Annotated in this window: 21 protein-coding genes; all 21 read left to right on the top strand. The window is 36.2% G+C overall.

Annotation, left to right across the window (positions count from 1 at the left end):
* Positions 1–180 precede the first annotated feature (180 nt).
* The 21 genes from der to aroH all read left to right on the top strand — a co-directional run bounded on the left by der (position 181) and on the right by aroH (position 18,079).
* Entirely contained in the window at positions 181–1,494 is a 1,314-nt protein-coding gene (der, locus tag CD003_RS09865) for a ribosome biogenesis GTPase Der (RefSeq protein WP_096200953.1), read from the top strand.
* 139 nt (positions 1,495–1,633) lie between these two features.
* A complete protein-coding gene (plsY, locus tag CD003_RS09860; protein ID WP_096200952.1) occupies positions 1,634–2,245 on the top strand; it encodes a glycerol-3-phosphate 1-O-acyltransferase PlsY in 612 nt (203 codons plus the stop codon).
* Between the two features lie 18 nt (positions 2,246–2,263).
* Positions 2,264–3,295: an NAD(P)H-dependent glycerol-3-phosphate dehydrogenase gene (locus tag CD003_RS09855; protein WP_096200951.1), complete on the top strand. Its 1,032-nt coding sequence runs from the start codon at positions 2,264–2,266 to the stop codon at positions 3,293–3,295.
* 114 nt (positions 3,296–3,409) lie between these two features.
* Positions 3,410–3,670: a stage VI sporulation protein F gene (locus tag CD003_RS09850; protein WP_096200950.1), complete on the top strand. Its 261-nt coding sequence runs from the start codon at positions 3,410–3,412 to the stop codon at positions 3,668–3,670.
* Between the two features lie 292 nt (positions 3,671–3,962).
* A complete protein-coding gene (locus CD003_RS09845) occupies positions 3,963–4,163 on the top strand; it encodes a DUF2768 domain-containing protein (protein ID WP_096200949.1) in 201 nt (66 codons plus the stop codon).
* Between the two features lie 90 nt (positions 4,164–4,253).
* Positions 4,254–4,979, top strand: a complete 726-nt coding sequence (locus CD003_RS09840) for a hypothetical protein (RefSeq protein ID WP_096200948.1) — start codon at positions 4,254–4,256, stop codon at positions 4,977–4,979.
* A gap of 264 nt (positions 4,980–5,243) precedes the next feature.
* Complete coding sequence (gene spoIVA / locus CD003_RS09835) at positions 5,244–6,722, top strand: stage IV sporulation protein A (RefSeq protein WP_096200947.1); 1,479 nt, start codon at positions 5,244–5,246, stop codon at positions 6,720–6,722.
* Positions 6,723–7,073: 351 nt separating this feature from the next.
* Positions 7,074–7,346 carry an HU family DNA-binding protein gene (locus tag CD003_RS09830; protein ID WP_096200946.1) on the top strand — a complete coding sequence of 91 codons (273 nt, stop codon included), beginning with the start codon at positions 7,074–7,076 and terminating at the stop codon, positions 7,344–7,346.
* Between the two features lie 145 nt (positions 7,347–7,491).
* Positions 7,492–8,052, top strand: a complete 561-nt coding sequence (folE, locus tag CD003_RS09825) for a GTP cyclohydrolase I FolE (protein ID WP_096200945.1) — start codon at positions 7,492–7,494, stop codon at positions 8,050–8,052.
* A 135-nt stretch (positions 8,053–8,187) separates the two neighbouring features.
* Entirely contained in the window at positions 8,188–8,403 is a 216-nt protein-coding gene (gene mtrB, locus CD003_RS09820; RefSeq protein WP_096200944.1) for a trp RNA-binding attenuation protein MtrB, read from the top strand.
* A 228-nt stretch (positions 8,404–8,631) separates the two neighbouring features.
* The gene (locus CD003_RS09815; protein ID WP_096200943.1) at positions 8,632–9,444 is read left to right on the top strand and encodes a heptaprenyl diphosphate synthase component 1; all 813 of its coding nucleotides are present in this window, start codon (positions 8,632–8,634) and stop codon (positions 9,442–9,444) included.
* A 4-nt stretch (positions 9,445–9,448) separates the two neighbouring features.
* A complete protein-coding gene (locus tag CD003_RS09810; RefSeq protein ID WP_096200942.1) occupies positions 9,449–10,168 on the top strand; it encodes a demethylmenaquinone methyltransferase in 720 nt (239 codons plus the stop codon).
* Positions 10,169–10,180: 12 nt separating this feature from the next.
* The gene (locus CD003_RS09805; protein WP_306453960.1) at positions 10,181–11,047 is read left to right on the top strand and encodes a UbiA-like polyprenyltransferase; all 867 of its coding nucleotides are present in this window, start codon (positions 10,181–10,183) and stop codon (positions 11,045–11,047) included.
* Positions 11,044–11,646: a UbiX family flavin prenyltransferase gene (locus CD003_RS09800; RefSeq protein ID WP_096200940.1), complete on the top strand. Its 603-nt coding sequence runs from the start codon at positions 11,044–11,046 to the stop codon at positions 11,644–11,646. The genes CD003_RS09805 and CD003_RS09800 overlap by 4 nt, the downstream gene beginning before the upstream one ends.
* Positions 11,646–12,503 carry a menaquinone biosynthetic enzyme MqnA/MqnD family protein gene (locus tag CD003_RS09795; RefSeq protein ID WP_096200939.1) on the top strand — a complete coding sequence of 286 codons (858 nt, stop codon included), beginning with the start codon at positions 11,646–11,648 and terminating at the stop codon, positions 12,501–12,503. Before CD003_RS09800 ends, CD003_RS09795 begins: the two co-directional genes overlap by 1 nt.
* A gap of 15 nt (positions 12,504–12,518) precedes the next feature.
* Complete coding sequence (gene hepT, locus CD003_RS09790) at positions 12,519–13,490, top strand: heptaprenyl diphosphate synthase component II (RefSeq protein WP_096200938.1); 972 nt, start codon at positions 12,519–12,521, stop codon at positions 13,488–13,490.
* Positions 13,491–13,687: 197 nt separating this feature from the next.
* Positions 13,688–14,131, top strand: coding sequence for a nucleoside-diphosphate kinase (gene ndk / locus CD003_RS09785; RefSeq protein WP_096200937.1), 444 nt, complete (start codon positions 13,688–13,690; stop codon positions 14,129–14,131).
* A 276-nt stretch (positions 14,132–14,407) separates the two neighbouring features.
* Positions 14,408–15,181, top strand: a complete 774-nt coding sequence (locus tag CD003_RS09780; protein WP_096200936.1) for a CheR family methyltransferase — start codon at positions 14,408–14,410, stop codon at positions 15,179–15,181.
* 255 nt (positions 15,182–15,436) lie between these two features.
* Positions 15,437–16,609: a chorismate synthase gene (aroC, locus tag CD003_RS09775; protein WP_096200935.1), complete on the top strand. Its 1,173-nt coding sequence runs from the start codon at positions 15,437–15,439 to the stop codon at positions 16,607–16,609.
* A complete protein-coding gene (gene aroB / locus CD003_RS09770; RefSeq protein ID WP_096200934.1) occupies positions 16,609–17,700 on the top strand; it encodes a 3-dehydroquinate synthase in 1,092 nt (363 codons plus the stop codon). The genes aroC and aroB overlap by 1 nt, the downstream gene beginning before the upstream one ends.
* 1 nt (position 17,701) lies before the next feature.
* Entirely contained in the window at positions 17,702–18,079 is a 378-nt protein-coding gene (gene aroH / locus CD003_RS09765; protein WP_096200933.1) for a chorismate mutase, read from the top strand.
* Positions 18,080–18,366: the final 287 nt, after the last annotated feature.

The following is an 18,366-nucleotide window of genomic DNA, read 5'->3' as shown; positions in this document are numbered from 1 at the left end:
CAATTCTTCTATTCATTGTAAGGCGCTATAACCAAGGTGCTTTTGGAACAACAGTGAGGAGAATTATTGCTTTGAGGAGCTAAAAGGTTTTGAACCGCCATTATGCCCCTCTGAAAGTTAAAAATGGACATACAGTAAAAAATTTAAAATATAATTAGAGAAGATGAAAGGGTGTACGTCATGCCAAAACCAGTTGTTGCAATAGTTGGGCGCCCGAATGTAGGGAAATCAACTATCTTTAATCGTATCGTTGGGGAAAGAGTAGCGATAGTTGAAGATATGCCAGGTGTCACAAGAGATAGACTGTATAGCTCAGGAGAATGGTTAAACCGTGATTTCAACCTAATTGATACAGGTGGAATTGAACTTGGTGATGAACCGTTATTAAATCAAATGAGAGAGCAAGCTGAATTAGCAATAAAGGAAGCAGATGTAATTATCTTTATTGTTAATGGTCGTGAAGGAATTACGAGTGCTGATGAAGAAGTTGTTAAAATCCTTTTCCGCTCAAAAAAACCGATTGTACTAGGTGTAAATAAAATTGATAATCCGGATATGCAAGAACAGCTATATGAGTTTTATTCACTTGGTATTGGTGACCCAATTGGAATATCAGGTTCTCATGGACTTGGATTAGGGGATCTTCTAGATGAAGTAATTAAGCATTTTCCTGATGAGCAAGAGGATGATTACGATGAGGATACTGTTAGAATCTCATTAATTGGACGTCCGAATGTAGGGAAATCTTCTTTAGTCAATGCGATGCTTGGGAAAGAGCGAGTGATTGTTAGTGATATCGCAGGTACGACTAGAGATGCGATTGATACGCCATTTACAAGAGATGGACAAGATTATGTCCTAATTGACACTGCTGGGATGAGAAAACGTGGAAAAGTATATGAAACAACCGAGAAGTATAGTGTTCTTCGTGCGTTAAAAGCGATTGAACGTTCTGACGTTGTTCTTGTTGTAATTAATGCTGAGGAAGGAATTATTGAGCAAGATAAAAAAATTGCTGGTTATGCTCATGAAGCAGGTAGAGCCGTTATTATTGTCGTAAATAAATGGGATACACTTGAAAAAGATGATAAAACAATGCAGAAATTCGAGCAGAAGATTCGTGATCACTTCTTGTTTTTGACGTATGCACCAATTCTATTTTTATCTGCAAAAACAAAGCAACGTTTACAACATGTTCTTCCAACGGTCAAAAGAGTATCAGAAAGCCACAATTTACGTGTACCAACAAATGTATTAAATGATGTCATAATGGATGCCGTAGCAATGAACCCAACACCTACTGACAAAGGAAAGCGTTTAAAAATTAACTATGTTACACAAGTGGCTGTTGGACCACCAGCGTTTGTCTTCTTTGTAAATGAACCAGAATTAATGCACTTTTCATATGAACGCTTCTTAGAAAACCGTTTACGTGATACGTTTGAATTTGAAGGTACGCCAATTAAAATCTTCGCACGTAAAAAAAATGATTAAACCAATAAAGTGTTAGGACTGCTTTTTGTCTTATTTTGATGAAATGAGTGGACCATAACGATTGGGTATGTATTATATGTAAAATGAGGTTGGTTATATAGCCAACCTCTCTAACTAGCTTTAAAAAGGGAGAGAAACTATGGGAATTATATTATCAATTATTATTTCATATCTCCTAGGCTCGATAAGTTTTAGTTATATTATTGCTAAAAAAATTAAAAAGGTAGATATTCGTCAGCATGGAAGTGGAAATGCAGGCGCTACAAATACCTTACGAGTTTTGGGGGTGGGACCGGCTGTAACAGTTCTTCTTTTAGATGCTCTTAAAGGGGTTGTAGCCGTACTTATAGCTTTATCGATAGAGGGACCAGGTATTGCTCCTGTTTTAGCAGGATTTGCTGCTGTTATTGGACATAACTGGCCATTGTTTCATGGGTTTCGAGGTGGTAAAGGTGTCGCAACAACAATTGGTATGATTGCCACCATTGTATTTATACCAGCACTACTTGCAGGAATTATAGCTATTTTAACTATTGTCATCACAAGATTTGTTTCATTAGGGTCTTTATTATTTGTTTTGTTTACTGCTATTTTTACATTTATTTTTCTCGATTATTATCAATATCCTATCTCATATTTCTATCTAGCATGTATTGTTGCGCTTCTTTCATTTTGGCGACATAGAACAAACATTGTTAGATTAATTCAAGGAACGGAAAATAAGATTGGTAAGAAAGAAAAAACGACCTAATGATAAGGAGTTGAGATAATGGCGAAGGTAGCAGTCATTGGTGCAGGGAGCTGGGGCACAGCGTTAGCCATTGTATTAGCGGACAATGATCATCAAGTGAAAATTTGGGCACGTCGAGAGGAACAAGCCCAAGAAATAAATGAACAGCATACAAATAGTAGATATCTTCCAAATATCACTCTCTCAGAAAAGATCGTTGCGACATCAAGTATAGAATCAGCTGTTAACGAAGTTGAATCAATTGTTTTAGTCGTACCAACAAAGGCAATTCGAGAGGTTTCAAAGGAAATAGGAACATACCTTACGAAAAAAGTTCATATTATCCATGCTAGTAAGGGAATCGAACCAGGGACGTTTAAGCGAATTTCTGAAATGATTGAAGATGAAGTTCCTGCAAAGTACATAAAAGCAGTGGTAACATTATCGGGTCCAAGTCATGCTGAGGAAGTTTGTCGTAGACAGCCTACAACTGTAACAGTGTCTTCACAGTTAAATGAAGCGTCTGAATTTGCCCAAGACCTATTTATTAATGAGCATTTCCGAGTGTATACTAATGCTGATTTAATTGGAGTTGAAATTGGCGGAGCATTGAAGAACATTATTGCATTAGGAATTGGGATGACTGATGGATTAGGCTTTGGGGATAATGCTAAAGCTGCATTTATGACAAGAGGGCTGGCAGAAATTGCTCGACTTGGAATAAAGCTTGGAGCCAACCCATTAACATTTGCTGGTCTTTCTGGTTTAGGGGATTTAATTGTTACTTGTACAAGTGTACATAGTAGAAATTGGCGTGCTGGTAACATGCTTGGAAAAGGGTTACCTCTTGAGGAAGTGTTAAGTAGTATGGGAATGGTTGTAGAAGGAATTCGAACGACTGAAGCTGCATATCATCTTTCTAAGCAAGTAAAAGTCGATATGCCAATTACAACAGTGTTATACCAGGTTTTATTTGAAGGGAAAGTTCCAGAGGATGCTGTGAAAGAATTAATGAAGCGTGGAAGAAAACATGAAGTGGAAGATTTAATATCAATCCTGTCTGAGAAGTAGATATTTAGTAAAGATAGTGAAGGGGTAATCCTATTATTCGCTAGCTTTAAACAGGCACACCTAACTAGTGGTCGCATAGGATATGTTGACACCATTAGTGAGGGAGGACTTCATTTGTCTAATAATAATTCTTTTTTCGATAATCTCGAGGAAAAGACGAATATTAAACAAGAAGACTTATTTCAGATTGCTAACTCAGTTGGTCAATCTGATTTACAAGATGAGGATACAATACGTCAACTAATATCTCAAGTTTCTCAAATTGCAAATGTTTCGGTTTCAAAGGAAAAGGAAGACAAAATCGTTGAAACGATTATTAACAATAACATGCCTCTTGATTTCGCAACCCTTGCAAAAATGTTTGATAAAAAATAGGAAGTTAGGCATATGCTCAAGCAACATCTTGCTACTTAGCATATGGTGTAAAGAACGGACTATCAAACTGAGGCTGTAGATATAGGAACGTGTTTAGTCAAGTTGGAGAATGTTGCCCCTATTTCTCCAACTATTTTTTTGTTTTTTACAGACAAGAGGGTGTTCAGCAAGTAACTTCTAATTTATAAACTCATAATTAATGACAAGTTCACCCATTGGACAAGCTTACCTTTTATTCTTTATAAAATTGTATGATATAATGTTGACTGATAGTAAAGGAGGTAAGGGAACGATGTCACAAGCGATGTTAAATATGTGGGTTTCATTTATAGCGCTAGGGCTTATGTTTGTATCTGCCATAACTGCGCTATTTAGTCGTGCGAAGTTAAAGGGGATTATACAGAAGATAGTTTTGACGATTTCTTTTATTTGTTTAGTAATTTCTGGTCTCATAGTTTTTATTATTGTTATTGGTGGTCCTACTGCGGTTTAAAGCAAAAACGTATAGAGACAAGCTATCCAAGCAGTACCGTATATAAAAGTAAATATGACGGTAACCTGTTTCGTTATGGAGGTTTATGAAATGAAGGTAGCAATCAAATGTATAAGCTTGTTAATGGTCATGACTATGTTAAGTGGTTGTCTTTATCCTAATGACCAACGAGCTGAAAATCAAATAGCATACCCAGATCAGTTAAATTCTGTTCAGCAGGCAGTTAATCAGTTCCAGCAGGATCATGGAGTATTACCTATCAAGACTCGTGATATGAATACTCCTATCTACCAAAAATATCCAGTAGATTTTCGTCAGCTGGTCCCAAGGTATTTACAGCAAGCACCAGGTAATTCCTTTGAGAATGGAGGAGTTTTTCAATACGTTTTAATTAATGTTGAAGAAGCTCCAGAGGTGAAGTTGGTTGACTTAGCTGTTATGAGAGAAGTTCAAGACTTTCAAACTCGTTTAAATAACTACATACGCCGCCATCAATTTCCGCCTGTAGATGAGATGGTGGATGTAGGTTTGTTTACGATTGACTATAAAGAGTTAAATTATGATGAGTACCCTAGGGTTCGTACTCGTTATTTTGAGAACTCTGTTCCATTATTGCTGGATAATAAAGGGAATATATTAATCGATTATAAAATTGACTTAAATATGGCGTTACTCCAAAAAGAAAACCATTCTTTTGAAAATGGGGACGATATTCGTTCCATTTTAGTCGAAGATTCACCGTTTGTACCAGTATTTAGTTTTCCTTATACGATAAATGAAGCTGGTGAACCAGAGTATATGTTTTTTCTACCTTAGTAAAATTAAATTAGTTTTTTTAAATTAATAGTGATAATGCCTCTTCTTTTTCATATACATACAAAAGGAAGGGGCATTTTGTGTTCCTGAATATTATTAGTAATAGAAATTCACTTTGCTTCGATAGTATAAAAGGATTCTAGTAAAAGCATTTATATTCATTAGTCATATTTTGTGGACAACATCATATGTATAGTATTGTCCTAGTTAAAACGGAGTTAAAGGTGAATTTTTAAAATTATACATTGATCGGGAGGGGATCACGTGGAAAAGGTTGATATTTTCAAGGATATCGCCGAACGTACAGGTGGCGACATTTACTTAGGAGTTGTAGGTTCTGTACGTACTGGTAAGTCAACTTTCATTAAAAAATTTATGGAACTTGTGGTGATTCCAAATATTGAAAATGAGGCTGATAGAGCTCGTGCTCAAGACGAACTACCACAAAGTGCAGCAGGAAAAACAATAATGACAACTGAGCCTAAATTCGTTCCAAACAATGCGATATCGATTCATGTGGATGAAGGTTTAGATGTTAATATTCGTTTAGTTGATTGTGTTGGTTATGCTGTACCAGGTGCTAAAGGGTATGAAGATGAAAATGGTCCAAGAATGATTAATACTCCTTGGTATGAAGAGCCAATTCCTTTTCAAGAGGCAGCAGAAATAGGTACAAGAAAAGTAATTCAAGAGCATTCTACTCTAGGTGTTGTAGTAACAACTGATGGCTCTATTGGGGACATTGCTAGAGAGGATTATATTGAATCAGAGGAACGAGTAATTGATGAGTTAAAAGAGGTTGGTAAGCCGTTTATCATGATTGTAAATAGTGTTCATCCTCATAATCCACAAACAGAGGAATTACGTTCAGCCTTAGCAGAGAAGCATGATATTCCAGTACTTTCAATGAGTATCGAAAGCATGACTGACCATGATATTCATAATGTACTTAGAGAAGTATTATTTGAATTCCCTGTACATGAAGTTAACGTAAATCTACCGAGTTGGGTAATGGTATTACGTGAGGATCACTGGTTACGTAAGAGCTATGAAGAATCAGTTAGAGATACGGTGAACGACATTAAACGTCTCCGTGATGTCGACCGTGTCGTAGGACAATTTGGAGAATATGACTTTATTGAAAGTGCTGGTCTTGCTGGAATTGAGATGGGGCAGGGTGTAGCAGAAATTGATTTGTATGCACCTGACTATTTATATGATGAAATTTTAAAAGAAGTAGTAGGTGTGGAAATTAGAGGGAAGGACCACTTACTACAACTTATGCAAGACTTTGCTCATGCAAAAGCAGAATATGACCAAGTAGCTGAGGCGCTGAAGATGGTGAAACAAACAGGCTATGGTATCGCAGCTCCAACGATTACGGATATGAGCTTAGATGAGCCAGAGATTATCCGTCAAGGATCAAGATTTGGTGTTCGTCTGAAAGCAGTAGCACCATCAATTCATATGATTAAAGTAGATGTAGAGTCTGAATTTGCTCCGATAATTGGGACAGAGAAGCAAAGTGAAGAACTCGTACGTTATCTAATGCAAGATTTTGAAGAAAATCCATTATCGATATGGGAGTCAGATATCTTTGGACGCTCACTCAACTCAATTGTAAGAGAAGGAATTTCAGCAAAATTATCATTAATGCCAGAAAATGCTCGTTATAAGCTGAAAGAAACTCTAGAAAGAATTATAAACGAAGGCTCAGGCGGATTAATTGCAATTATATTATAAGTAGAAAAAGCTACCTTACTTTCAAAAGTAGGGTAGTTTTTTTACTTACCAGGTAACTATAAAATACTTAGGTGGTGACTTAGTAAGGCTACAAATTCAGCTTTGCATATTGTTCATTAGGGAACTAGCTTGGGACAAACCCAACTTTTTACGTTCTCTAGAGCACAAAACCCGGAAAAAAGAGGGGAAAAAGGTCTTATCTTACCAAAAACTGTTGAATTATAAGTGATGATCGTTTACCATAACCGTAGTAAAGGGATTTGAGTCATGATTCTCTACGGTTTATAAGAGGGTGTTTTCTAGAACACACGTGGTATAAAGTACTTCATTATCGAGGGGAGGTGAATCGTAATGAACAAGACAGATTTAATCAATGCAGTCGTAGAGGCAACTGAATTATCAAAGAAGGATGCAACTAACGCTGTTGATGCTGTATTAGATGCGATTACTGATACGTTAAAAGAAGGTAACAAAGTACAGTTAATTGGTTTTGGGAACTTTGAGGTGAGAGAACGTGCAGCTCGTAAAGGTCGTAACCCTCAAACAGGTGAAGAAATTGAAATTGCTGCGTCAAAAATTCCAGCTTTCAAACCAGGTAAGGCGTTGAAAGACGCTGTAAAATAATACATATGTGTATGATTTCATGTGCTGAGGGGCTACAAAAGGGAAAATCCCTTTTGTAGCCCCTCTTTTTTTGCTTTAATTGAGAATCTTATGATAAAATCTTATAGATGTTTTAGAAATTTGTCGAATGGAGGCAATATAAATTATGGTAGACCATGATAAAATACAACAAGCAGTACGAATGATATTAGAAGCAATCGGTGAAGACCCTAACCGAGAGGGATTACTTGATACACCAAAACGTGTAGCAAAAATGTATGAAGAGGTGTTCCAAGGGATACATCAAGACCCAAAAGAACATTTTGCTACAATATTTGGGGAAGACCATGAAGAGCTAGTACTTGTTAAAGATATTTCGTTCCACTCTATGTGTGAACACCATCTAGTACCTTTCTTTGGGAAAGCTCATATTGGCTATATTCCTCGTGGAGGTAAGGTAACAGGTTTAAGTAAATTAGCTAGAGCAGTTGAAGCTGTTACAAAGCGCCCGCAATTACAGGAGAGAATTACATCAACTTTAGCTGAGTCGCTAATGGAAACGTTAGATCCACACGGTGTTATTGTTGTCGTAGAAGCAGAACATATGTGCATGACGATGCGTGGTGTGAAAAAACCTGGTGCAACAACAGTAACATCAGCTGTACGAGGTGTGTTTGTAGACGATGCTCCTGCTAGAGCTGAAGTTCTTTCATTCATAAAAGGGTAATGCTAACCGAATTCCTCCTAGCTATAAGTCAGAGAAACATTTTTAACAATCGCCATAAATGAAATTGACAAACAATCGTGAATACGTAATAGTTAGGATAAGAATTAAACGATATAGATTAAGGAGGAATTCACGTTGGCTAATCAAGATTTCTTTGTTATTAAAGCTAAAGAAGATGGCGTAAATGTCATTGGGCTTACAAGAGGTTCAGATACTCGCTTTCACCATTCTGAAAAACTTGATAAAGGTGAAGTGATGATTGCACAGTTTACAGATCATACATCTGCAGTAAAAGTACGTGGTAAAGCAGTTATTCAAACAAGTCATGGTGAAATAGATACTGAAGTCTAAAAGCAGGTCAGCCTGCTTTTCTTTATTTTAGAGGTTGTCTTAAAAGGTAATACCTTTTAGGACAACCTCTAATGAGTTTTCTACTTTTATGAAAGTGTCTAGGAATAAATCTTTTTTTCCATTATCTTGTTGTTGAAACAGGAATTATTTCTCGTGCTTTTAGACTTGTGCTATAATAATAACGAAAAATCGATCTAACTAATAGTAACTGTGTTTGGGGGAAGTTTAATGGTTAGACTACATCATTTCAATGAAAAAGTAATTGAATGCAAGAAACAATTTTACACAATTATTAAACATTCTTTTTTGCAAAGGTATATCCCAGGACCAGGTGTTGATGAGGATAAGCTTTGTTTTTTATATGCCATGCTAGATGAAGAGTTAAGACAGAAAAAAGATATGAAAGCTATTGCCCTCTCAACGCTATTAGTAGATAGTGCTCTGAAAACACATGAAGAAGTCTCACTACACAAAGTTAATTCTGATTACGTTAAGAAAAACAGACAATTAAGTGTGTTAGCAGGGGATTATTATAGTAGTTTGTATTATTACTTATTAGCTGACAGTGGACAAATACAAATGATTAAAGTTTTTAGTCAGTCTATACAAGAAATTCATGAATCGAAAATGTTTGTATACCAGAATAAAGATTTAACATTCGAACAAGCAATTAGTCAATTGCGTTCGATCGATTCGGCTTTGTTACAAAATATAGCAGAGCATTTTGGACTTTTAGAATGGAAAAAAGCGATTAGCGAGTTTTTTTTACTAAAGAGGCTATTGCACGAAAGGGAACAATGGGAGCTAGAGAAAAAGGATAGTGCCATTATTATAGGGATAAAACAGGATTTTTTTGTACAATCAATTAATCAAGTAGATGAAAAATTGGTTGCTGATTTTCTTACTCATAAAATTTCTCAAACCCATTATAATCTCCTTGCATTAGCAGAAAAAGACGAACAGATAAATGCTCTTCTTAATGAACAGTTGGATGAGATAGTAAATTCAGATTATAGAGAAAAAGTAGCGGAAGAAGGGTAGAGGGATGAGTCAAACGAAGGAAGAACGAGTTCATCAAGTATTTGAATCAATTTATAAGAAGTATGATTTGATGAATTCAGTTATAAGCTTTCAAAGACATAAGGCGTGGCGTAAAGATACAATGAAGAGAATGAATGTACAACAAGATGACCAAACGCTTGATCTATGTTGCGGTACGGCTGATTGGACACTTGCTTTAGCTGAGGCAGTAGGAACAAATGGTTCAGCGATTGGACTTGACTTCAGTAAAAACATGTTAAAAATCGGTGATGAGAAAGTAAAGTCGAGTGGATATAAAAATATTCAGCTTCAACACGGCAATGCAATGGAATTACCATTTGAAGACAATCAGTTTGACTTTGTTACGATTGGATTTGGACTTCGAAATGTCCCTGACTACATGCAAGTATTAAAGGAGATGAATCGGGTCTTAAAGCCGGGAGGAAAAGCAGTTTGTTTAGAAACGTCTCAACCGACGACTCCGGTGTTCAAGCAAGTCTACTTTATCTATTTCCGTCATATTATGCCCATCTTTGGTAAGCTAATTGCTAAAAGCTATAAAGAATATTCATGGCTTCAAGAATCTACGATGTCCTTTCCAGATAGGTATAAGCTTGCGTCTATGTTTGAGGAAGCCGGTTTTCAAGATGTAGAGGTAAAGTCTTACTCAGCAGGTGTCGCTGCGATGCATATGGGAAGTAAGCCATCAAACGAAAAGAAGTAGAAGTGGAGACGTATTGTGATTAGGAAAATTAAAATTATCTTAGAAATGATTAAATTCGAACATACTTTATTTGCTCTACCATTTGCATTTCTTGGAGCAATACTAGGAAGTGTTATTATTAATGGACACTTGCCAACTCTAAGTCAATGGGTTTGGATAACACTAGCTATGGTTGGTGCCAGAAGTGCTGCAATGTCCTTAAATCGGGTAATAGATGCTCAAATAGATAAGCATAATCCACGTACTGCTGACCGAGCGGTACCTGCAGGATTAGTATCAAAAGCAGAAGTATTACTTTTTATTATTGTATCTTTTGCTTTATTGTTTTATTCTGCGTACCAATTGAATATGTTAGCTGTTTATCTGTTACCTGTAGCTGTTTTCTTTTTAGTTATCTATTCATACACAAAAAGATTTACATGGGCATGTCACTTAATTTTAGGTGTAACAATTGGATTAGCTCCTTTAGGTGGTTGGGTAGGAACAACAGGAACACTTACATGGGAAGCTATGCTATTGTTCTTAGGTGTTGCTTTATGGACAGCTGGATTTGATGTCATCTATGCATGTCAAGATGCCGATTACGATAAGGAAAATGGTCTTTACTCTATTCCTAGTTATTTTGGAATTGCCAAGGCGTTAAATATGGCGAAATCATTTCATGTAGTGAGCTTTCTAGCACTAGTTTCACTCTTTTTTGTAATGCCACTTGGGATTATTTATTTAATAGGGGTTTTAATCTCTGGGGGGATAATGCTTTATGAGCACTCCCTTGTTAAACCTAATGATTTATCCAAGGTAGGAGTAGCCTTCTTTACTATGAACGGTATATTGGCAATAGTAATGCTAGTATTTACGATAGGAGATATCTTATTATGAGCAAACATACAGGTATAGTGACTGTCGGAATAACAGGTGCAAGCGGGTCTATCTATGGTATTCGTCTTGTTCAACAACTTCTTAAAGCAAACTATAAGGTTCATTTAATTATAACAAATGCAGGATGGATTGTATTTAGAGAAGAGTTAGGCCTTGATATTACGAATCGAGAAGCTGTACTTGACGAGCAATTTCGTACTTATGGGGATGGACTTAATTATCATCCCCTTCATGAATATACTGCTCCAATTGCAAGTGGGTCTTATCAAAACCATGGTATGATTATCATTCCATGTTCAATGGGAACGTTATCTGGTATTGCTCAAGGAGCATCAGGGAATCTATTGGAGCGTACGTCTGATGTAATGCTAAAAGAAGGACGACCATTATTAATCGTCCCGAGAGAAACACCATTAAATCAAATTCATTTAGAAAATATGCTTAAGCTGTCAAAAGTAGGAGCAAAAATATTACCGGCCATGCCTGGGTTTTACCATGGACCTGAAACGATGGATGATTTGATAAATTTCGTTGTTGGTAAAGCGTTAGACAATATTGGTGTAGAACACACTCTTTTTACTCGTTGGGGGGATAAATAATGACCCTTGTAATTGGTGAAATTTCATATACAAACATTCTACCTTTATACTACTATCTAGAACGGAACAAGCTAATTGAAAATGGCTGTAGCTTTGTACCACAGATTCCATCGCAATTAAATGAAGGAATGTCTAAGGGAGTTGTGGATGTAGGTGGTATCTCCTCGTTTTCATATGGTGAGCATTTTGATAAATATCATCTTCTGCCGAATCTTTCGGTTTCTTCTCATCGAGAAGTAGGTTCTATCTTTTTGTTTTCAAAGGTACCTATAGAAGAATTAAACGAAAAGAAGATTGCGCTTACCTCTAGTTCTGCGACATCGATAAATTTATTGAAGGTTATTCTTCATCATTTTTATCAATATCAAGTAGACTATCATGTGACTAAACCAAATTTTCATGAAATGATGCTTGACCATGATGCTTGCCTTTTAATTGGAGACGATGCAATTGTAACGAAGTGGAATCATGAGAAAGATATATATCGTTATGATTTAGGACAGCTCTGGTATGAACACACTGGTTTCCCAATGACGTATGCTGTTTTCGCAGTTAGGAATCAAGTTATTGAAAATCAAGGAGCTTTATTAGAAGCGTTATATGAACAATTTTTAATGAGTAAAAAGAAAAGTCAGCATGATCAATTTCAGCCGATGATTACTGAAATTAGAAATCTCTTCGGGGGATCTAGCTCATTTTGGAATGAATATTTTGCTGGATTATGCTATGATTTAGAAATGAGGCAATTGGAAGGCTTACGTTACTATTATAAGCTTGCCTATGAGCAGGGTCTATTAACGAAAAAGGTAGAATCTATCTATTTATGGGATTCATTAGACCACTGTCATTCTATTTAACCTAGGGTGGAAGAGATGAATTTAGCTGATATTTATTTAAAATTGAAAGAAGATATAGAGATAATTGAACAGGAATTAGAACATACACTGCAGGCAGAGCATAAAGTGCTTCGTGAAGCTTCAACGCATCTTCTTAAAGCAGGGGGTAAACGTATACGCCCTGTCTTTGTTTTGTTAGCGGGAAAATTTGGAAATTATAATATACATTCTCTTAAAAATATCGCAGTTCCATTAGAATTAATTCATATGGCATCCCTTGTACATGATGATGTTATTGATGACGCTGAATTAAGACGTGGAAAAAGGACGATTAAGTCAAAATATGATAATCGTGTTGCAATGTATACAGGTGATTATCTTTTTGCTAGAGCAATCGAGAAAACAGTGTCCTTTGAAAACCCTGATATACATCGTTTCTTATCGAAAGCAATGGTTGAAATGTGTATCGGTGAGGTAGAACAAATTAGAGATCAGTATGATTGGAACCAGCATTTTCGTGGTTATTTAAGAAGAATAAAACGAAAGACAGCTTTGTTAATTGCGATAAGCTGTCAACTAGGAGCAATTGCTTCTAGGACAACTACAGATGTACAGTCTAAACTCTATTCATTTGGTTATAATGTAGGTATGTCTTTCCAAATAACAGATGATGTTCTTGATTTTATCGGGACAGAGGCAGAGTTAGGAAAGCCTGCAGGAAGTGATTTACTTCAAGGGAATGTGACATTGCCAGCCCTGTACGCAATCCATCATCAGCCTAAAGTAAAGAAAATGATTATTGAAACACTTGAAGACCCATTTATCGAGGCTGTCGATATGAACCATGTAATTGAAGCAATCAAAGAGTCAGGCGGAATAGAGTACTCATTAGAAATAAGTGATAGTTATTTAAATAAGGCGTATAGAGCAATTGAAGATTTACCCGATATTGATGCAAAAAGCTACTTAATTGAAATTGCGAAATATATTGGTTGTCGTAAGTTTTAGGTTATAATCAAAATTTTGATCGAAAGCTTTTGATTATAACCTAAGCAAGTTGGAACTTAAGTTGTAAATTACTCAACTAAATTCCGCTGATGAAACCGCTTTTTTCGTCAATTATTGCGAATCGTAATTATCTTTGGTATAATCACTTTGGCACAATTTACATAACAGTAAAGTTTATGAGAGAGAGGTTTTTTAAAATGGAAAAAACATATTTAATGATTAAGCCAGATGGAGTACAACGTAATTTAATAGGTGAAGTAGTTTCTCGTTTCGAGAAGAAAGGCTTTAACCTAGTTGCTGCTAAATTAATGACAGTTCCTAAGGAAACTGCTGAAACTCACTATGCTGAGCACAAAGAGCGTCCTTTCTTCGGAGAGTTAGTTGATTTTATTACATCTGGACCAGTATTTGCTATGGTTTGGGAAGGTGAAAATGTAATTTCTACAGCTCGTACAATGATGGGAGCTACAAACCCAGCTGATGCTGCACCTGGAACTATCCGTGGTGACTTCGGTGTACAAGTTGCTATGAACGTAATTCATGGTTCTGATTCTCCAGAAAGTGCTGAAAGAGAAATCGGTATTTTCTTTAACGAAGTTGAGCTTAACACATACGAAAAAACAATTAGCAAGTGGGTTTAAGAGTTATAATTTAGTAATATCTTTTATGGAGAGAAAGAGAAACACATATCTCCTAAATACGAAGAAGGATTTTGAAATTTATTTTCAAAATCCTTCTTTTTTTCTTTTTTTTGAGACGATTTTTCAGATTAATGCTAAAATAGACTTACTAGCTTGAAGTCTATGTAGTTTATAATGAATTTTTACGAATAGTATAGTCGTAACGGAAAAAATATGATAAAAAGATAATAAATTTATAATAGAGTACACAGTTACTGATAGAGGAGCCAACAAGTAATGGAGCAAGATTATACTAAGTTTATCGAAAATATAAAGCGTAAGACAGGGATTAATTTAGCATTATATAAAGAAGCGCAAATGAAAAGAAGATTAGAATCACTTAGAGAAAAAAGAGGCTATAGTGACTTTTCTAGCTTCTTTCAAGCGATGACAAAGGAAGACGACCTCTTTGAAGAGTTTCTTGACCGTATGACAATTAATGTATCGGAGTTTTATCGTAATCCGAAGCGTTGGGAAGTATTAGAGAATAAAGTTCTACCGCGATTATATAAAGAGAATAATCGATTAAAAGTGTGGAGCGCTGCTTGTTCGACAGGGGAAGAGCCATATACACTTGCAATGATTCTAGGAAAATTCATGCCGTTAAACAAAGTGTCTGTTTTAGCTACTGACTTAGATAAGGGAATACTAGAGAGAGCGAAGTCTGGTCTGTATACGGATCGTTCGTTAAAGGATGTACCAAGAGAAATGCTTTCAAAATATTTCACAAAGGAAAGCTTAGGACACCGTATAAACGATGAAATTAAACGCACAGTATCCTTTAAGCAACAAAATCTACTGAGTGATCGATTTGACCAAAACTATGATTTAATTGTCTGTAGAAATGTAATGATTTATTTTACTGAGGAAGCAAAGCATGAATTATATCATAAGTTTAGCCAGGCTTTGAGGCCAGGTGGCGTCTTGTTCGTAGGAAGTACGGAACAAATATTTAATCCGATGACCTATTCTTTTGATACTGAAGATACTTTTTTCTATCGAAAAGTATAAATTAATTTACAATGACAAGTCCATGTACCCTATGAATGTTCTTTCATAGGGTACAATTATATATATTACAGAGATATATATACCAGTTATAACATAATTTGTCGTTTTTTATTTAAAAACTAATTTTTCTTACAATTAAAAAGACAAACACAAAAATATATGTTATGATTTAGTACATAAAAGCGCTAAAGAATACTTGTGATTAAAAAAGAGATGTTAACAAGCTTAGTGAGGGAGAAAGAGGAGGAGAGTTGGATGAGATACTTAACTGCAGGTGAGTCGCATGGACCACAACTTACAACAATATTAGAAGGGATTCCTGCCCAGTTAGAATTAACAAGGGAGGATATCGATACAGATTTAGCTAGACGTCAAGGTGGACATGGTCGTGGTCGCCGTATGCAAATTGAAAAGGACCAGGTTCAAATTTTAAGTGGTGTGAGACATGGTAAAACAACAGGTGCTCCTATTGCATTAGTTGTTGAAAATAAAGATTGGACAAACTGGACAAAGATTATGGGAGCAGACCCAATCACTGAGGAAGAAGAGAAAGACGTAAAGAGAAAACTTACTAGACCACGTCCTGGACATGCAGATTTAAATGGAGCTATTAAATACGGTCACCGTGATATGAGGAACGTACTTGAACGTTCTTCTGCTAGGGAAACGACAGTTCGTGTTGCTGCTGGTGCTGTTGCTAAAAAGATTTTGAAAACTTTTGGTATTGAAGTTGCTAGTCATGTTCTTGAAATTGGTGGAATTAAGGCGGAAAACACAGAGTATAATTCTGTGAAAGATTTACAAGAACGTTCAGAAGCGTCTGCTGTCCGATGCTTAGATAATGAAGCTTCTACAAAAATGATGGAAGCAATTGATACAGCGAAAAAAGAAGGAGATTCCATCGGTGGAGTTGTGGAGGTTGTCATTGAAGGGGTGCCTGTAGGTTTAGGCAGTCATGTTCATTATGATCGAAAGCTTGATGGTAAACTAGCTGGTGCTGTTATGAGCATTAATGCATTTAAAGGGGTAGAAATCGGGATCGGTTTTGAGGCTGCTAGTAGACCTGGTAGTGAAGTTCATGATGAAATTATTTTTGATGAAGAAAAAGGTTATAGCCGACGTACGAATAACTTAGGTGGCCTAGAAGGCGGAATGACAAATGGGATGCCGATTGTTGTTCGTGGTGTAATGAAGCCAATACCAACATTATATAAACCACTTCAAAGTGTAGATATCGATACAAAAGAAACATTTGCCGCTAGTATCGAACGTTCAGATAGCTGTGCAGTACCTGCAGCTGCAGTTGTAGCTGAAGCAGTTGTAGCATGGGAAGTAGCTTCAGCACTACTAGAGAAGTTCGGTAGTGACCAAATTGATGAAATTGGAGAGAATATTGAACGTCACAATGAAAAAGTGAGGTCATTCTAATGGAGCATGTTGAGGTTTCTGCCTCTTCTAAAACCTATTCTGTTGTCATTGGCGAAGGATTACGTTTTCGCCTAGGGGAACAGCTTGAGAAATATGTTCATAGCTCGATTTCATCTATTTTGATTATTACAGACTCAACTGTTGCTGAATTATATTTAGAAGAGGTTAAGTCAGGGTTAACAAACTATTCTGACGTTGTTGATTTTATCATTCCGAGTGGTGAGGCATCAAAGTCTTTTCAAAACTACTATGACATTATGACATATAGTTTAGAAAAGGGGTTAGACCGTCATTCATTGGTCATTGCATTAGGTGGAGGCGTTGTTGGAGATCTAGCAGGCTTTGTTGCTTCGACTTATATGAGAGGAATTCCTTTCGTACAAGTGCCAACTACTTTGTTAGCTCATGACAGTAGTGTTGGAGGAAAGGTTGCGATTAATCATCCATTAGGAAAAAATATGATCGGTGCCTTTCACCAGCCTGAGGCAGTCATTTATGATATTGAAACATTACAAAGCATGCCAGAGCATGAATGGCGTTCGGGGTTTGCTGAAGTATTAAAGCATGGATTCATTTGGGATAAAGAACTCTATCAATGGCTTCAAGACAATATTGAGAACTTCTCTGTTATTAAAGGTGAAAAGGCAGAACAGCTTTTAAAGAAATCAATTTCTGTAAAAGCTGAAGTTGTTGCTGAAGATGAAAAGGAAACTGGTATTAGAGCCTATTTAAATTTTGGTCATACTCTTGCACATGCTATTGAAACTGAATTAGGGTATGGAAAAATTACTCACGGGGAAGCTGTAGCCATTGGTATGATATTTGCCTTGAAGTTAAGTGAAAGAGTATTTCAAACGAATTTGAACATTCAAGAGATTGAAGAATGGTTCAAAACTTATCTATTCCGTGTAACAATTCCAGAGGGACTAACTGCAGGGCAATTACTAGAAACAATGAAAAAAGATAAAAAGGTACACAATGGAGTTATCCGTATGGTGTTACTTAAACAAATAGGGGTAGTAGAGATTAAAGCTGTCAGTGAAGAGGACCTGTTAGCTTTATTAAAAGAAGAAGTTGGGGAGGTACAGTAAGTTGGTTAGAGGTATTCGTGGAGCAACGACTGTAAAAGTAAATGAAGAAGAGACAATACTAGATGCAACTGAGATTCTCGTACATAAAATGATAGAAGCTAATGATATTAAGGCAGAAGATGTTGCGCATGTATTAATCACTGTTACACATGATCTTGATTCTACATTTCCTGCTAAATCATTACGTCGCTTTAAAGAGTGGACGTATGTTCCTGTCATATGCTCATTAGAAATTCCCGTTCCAGGGAGTCTTGAGAAATGTGTTCGAATCCTAATGACTGTAGAGACTGAGCGTACTCAACAAGAGGTGCAGCATATTTATTTAGAAGACGCGGTGAAACTAAGACCAGATTTACAATTGACAAAAGAGCAAGATTAACGTTATTATAAACATAATTTACGAGTTAGTAATTTGAGAGCAGAGTTTAGTGAGTTTATAGAGCGTATAGTTAGAGAGGGCATTTCAATAGTGAAATATACTAGTTGAAAGCAATTGAAAATTAGAGTTGAGCTGAGAATGGATTAGTTGAGGAGAGCTTTAGCTGAGGTAGAGATATAGAATTTTACTACCCTAAGGCCTTATTTTGTCTTAGGGTTTTTTAATTAATAATAATGTTATAGATATGTACTACTAACCTTCCTCTTCTTTTAATTCATTCCACTATT

Origin of the sequence: Bacillus sp. FJAT-45350 (assembly GCF_002335805.1) — a bacterium.
In the GTDB taxonomy this organism is placed as follows: domain Bacteria; phylum Bacillota; class Bacilli; order Bacillales; family NISU01; genus FJAT-45350.
This window is presented reverse-complemented; position numbering and strand designations above follow the sequence as displayed.

Excerpts from the sequence above, each read along its gene's own strand:
- CD003_RS09830 (WP_096200946.1), top strand. The coding sequence starts at position 7,074 with ATGAACAAGACAGATTTAATCAATGCAGTCGTAGAGGCAACTGAATTA.
- CD003_RS09795 (WP_096200939.1), top strand. The coding sequence starts at position 11,646 with ATGACCCTTGTAATTGGTGAAATTTCATATACAAACATTCTACCTTTA.
- folE (WP_096200945.1), top strand. The coding sequence starts at position 7,492 with ATGGTAGACCATGATAAAATACAACAAGCAGTACGAATGATATTAGAA.
- CD003_RS09840 (WP_096200948.1), top strand. The coding sequence starts at position 4,254 with ATGAAGGTAGCAATCAAATGTATAAGCTTGTTAATGGTCATGACTATG.
- CD003_RS09855 (WP_096200951.1), top strand. The coding sequence starts at position 2,264 with ATGGCGAAGGTAGCAGTCATTGGTGCAGGGAGCTGGGGCACAGCGTTA.
- plsY (WP_096200952.1), top strand. The coding sequence starts at position 1,634 with ATGGGAATTATATTATCAATTATTATTTCATATCTCCTAGGCTCGATA.
- CD003_RS09810 (WP_096200942.1), top strand. The coding sequence starts at position 9,449 with ATGAGTCAAACGAAGGAAGAACGAGTTCATCAAGTATTTGAATCAATT.
- aroB (WP_096200934.1), top strand. The coding sequence starts at position 16,609 with ATGGAGCATGTTGAGGTTTCTGCCTCTTCTAAAACCTATTCTGTTGTC.
- CD003_RS09845 (WP_096200949.1), top strand. The coding sequence starts at position 3,963 with ATGTCACAAGCGATGTTAAATATGTGGGTTTCATTTATAGCGCTAGGG.
- hepT (WP_096200938.1), top strand. The coding sequence starts at position 12,519 with ATGAATTTAGCTGATATTTATTTAAAATTGAAAGAAGATATAGAGATA.
- CD003_RS09800 (WP_096200940.1), top strand. The coding sequence starts at position 11,044 with ATGAGCAAACATACAGGTATAGTGACTGTCGGAATAACAGGTGCAAGC.
- CD003_RS09815 (WP_096200943.1), top strand. The coding sequence starts at position 8,632 with ATGGTTAGACTACATCATTTCAATGAAAAAGTAATTGAATGCAAGAAA.
- ndk (WP_096200937.1), top strand. The coding sequence starts at position 13,688 with ATGGAAAAAACATATTTAATGATTAAGCCAGATGGAGTACAACGTAAT.
- CD003_RS09780 (WP_096200936.1), top strand. The coding sequence starts at position 14,408 with ATGGAGCAAGATTATACTAAGTTTATCGAAAATATAAAGCGTAAGACA.
- aroC (WP_096200935.1), top strand. The coding sequence starts at position 15,437 with ATGAGATACTTAACTGCAGGTGAGTCGCATGGACCACAACTTACAACA.
- der (WP_096200953.1), top strand. The coding sequence starts at position 181 with ATGCCAAAACCAGTTGTTGCAATAGTTGGGCGCCCGAATGTAGGGAAA.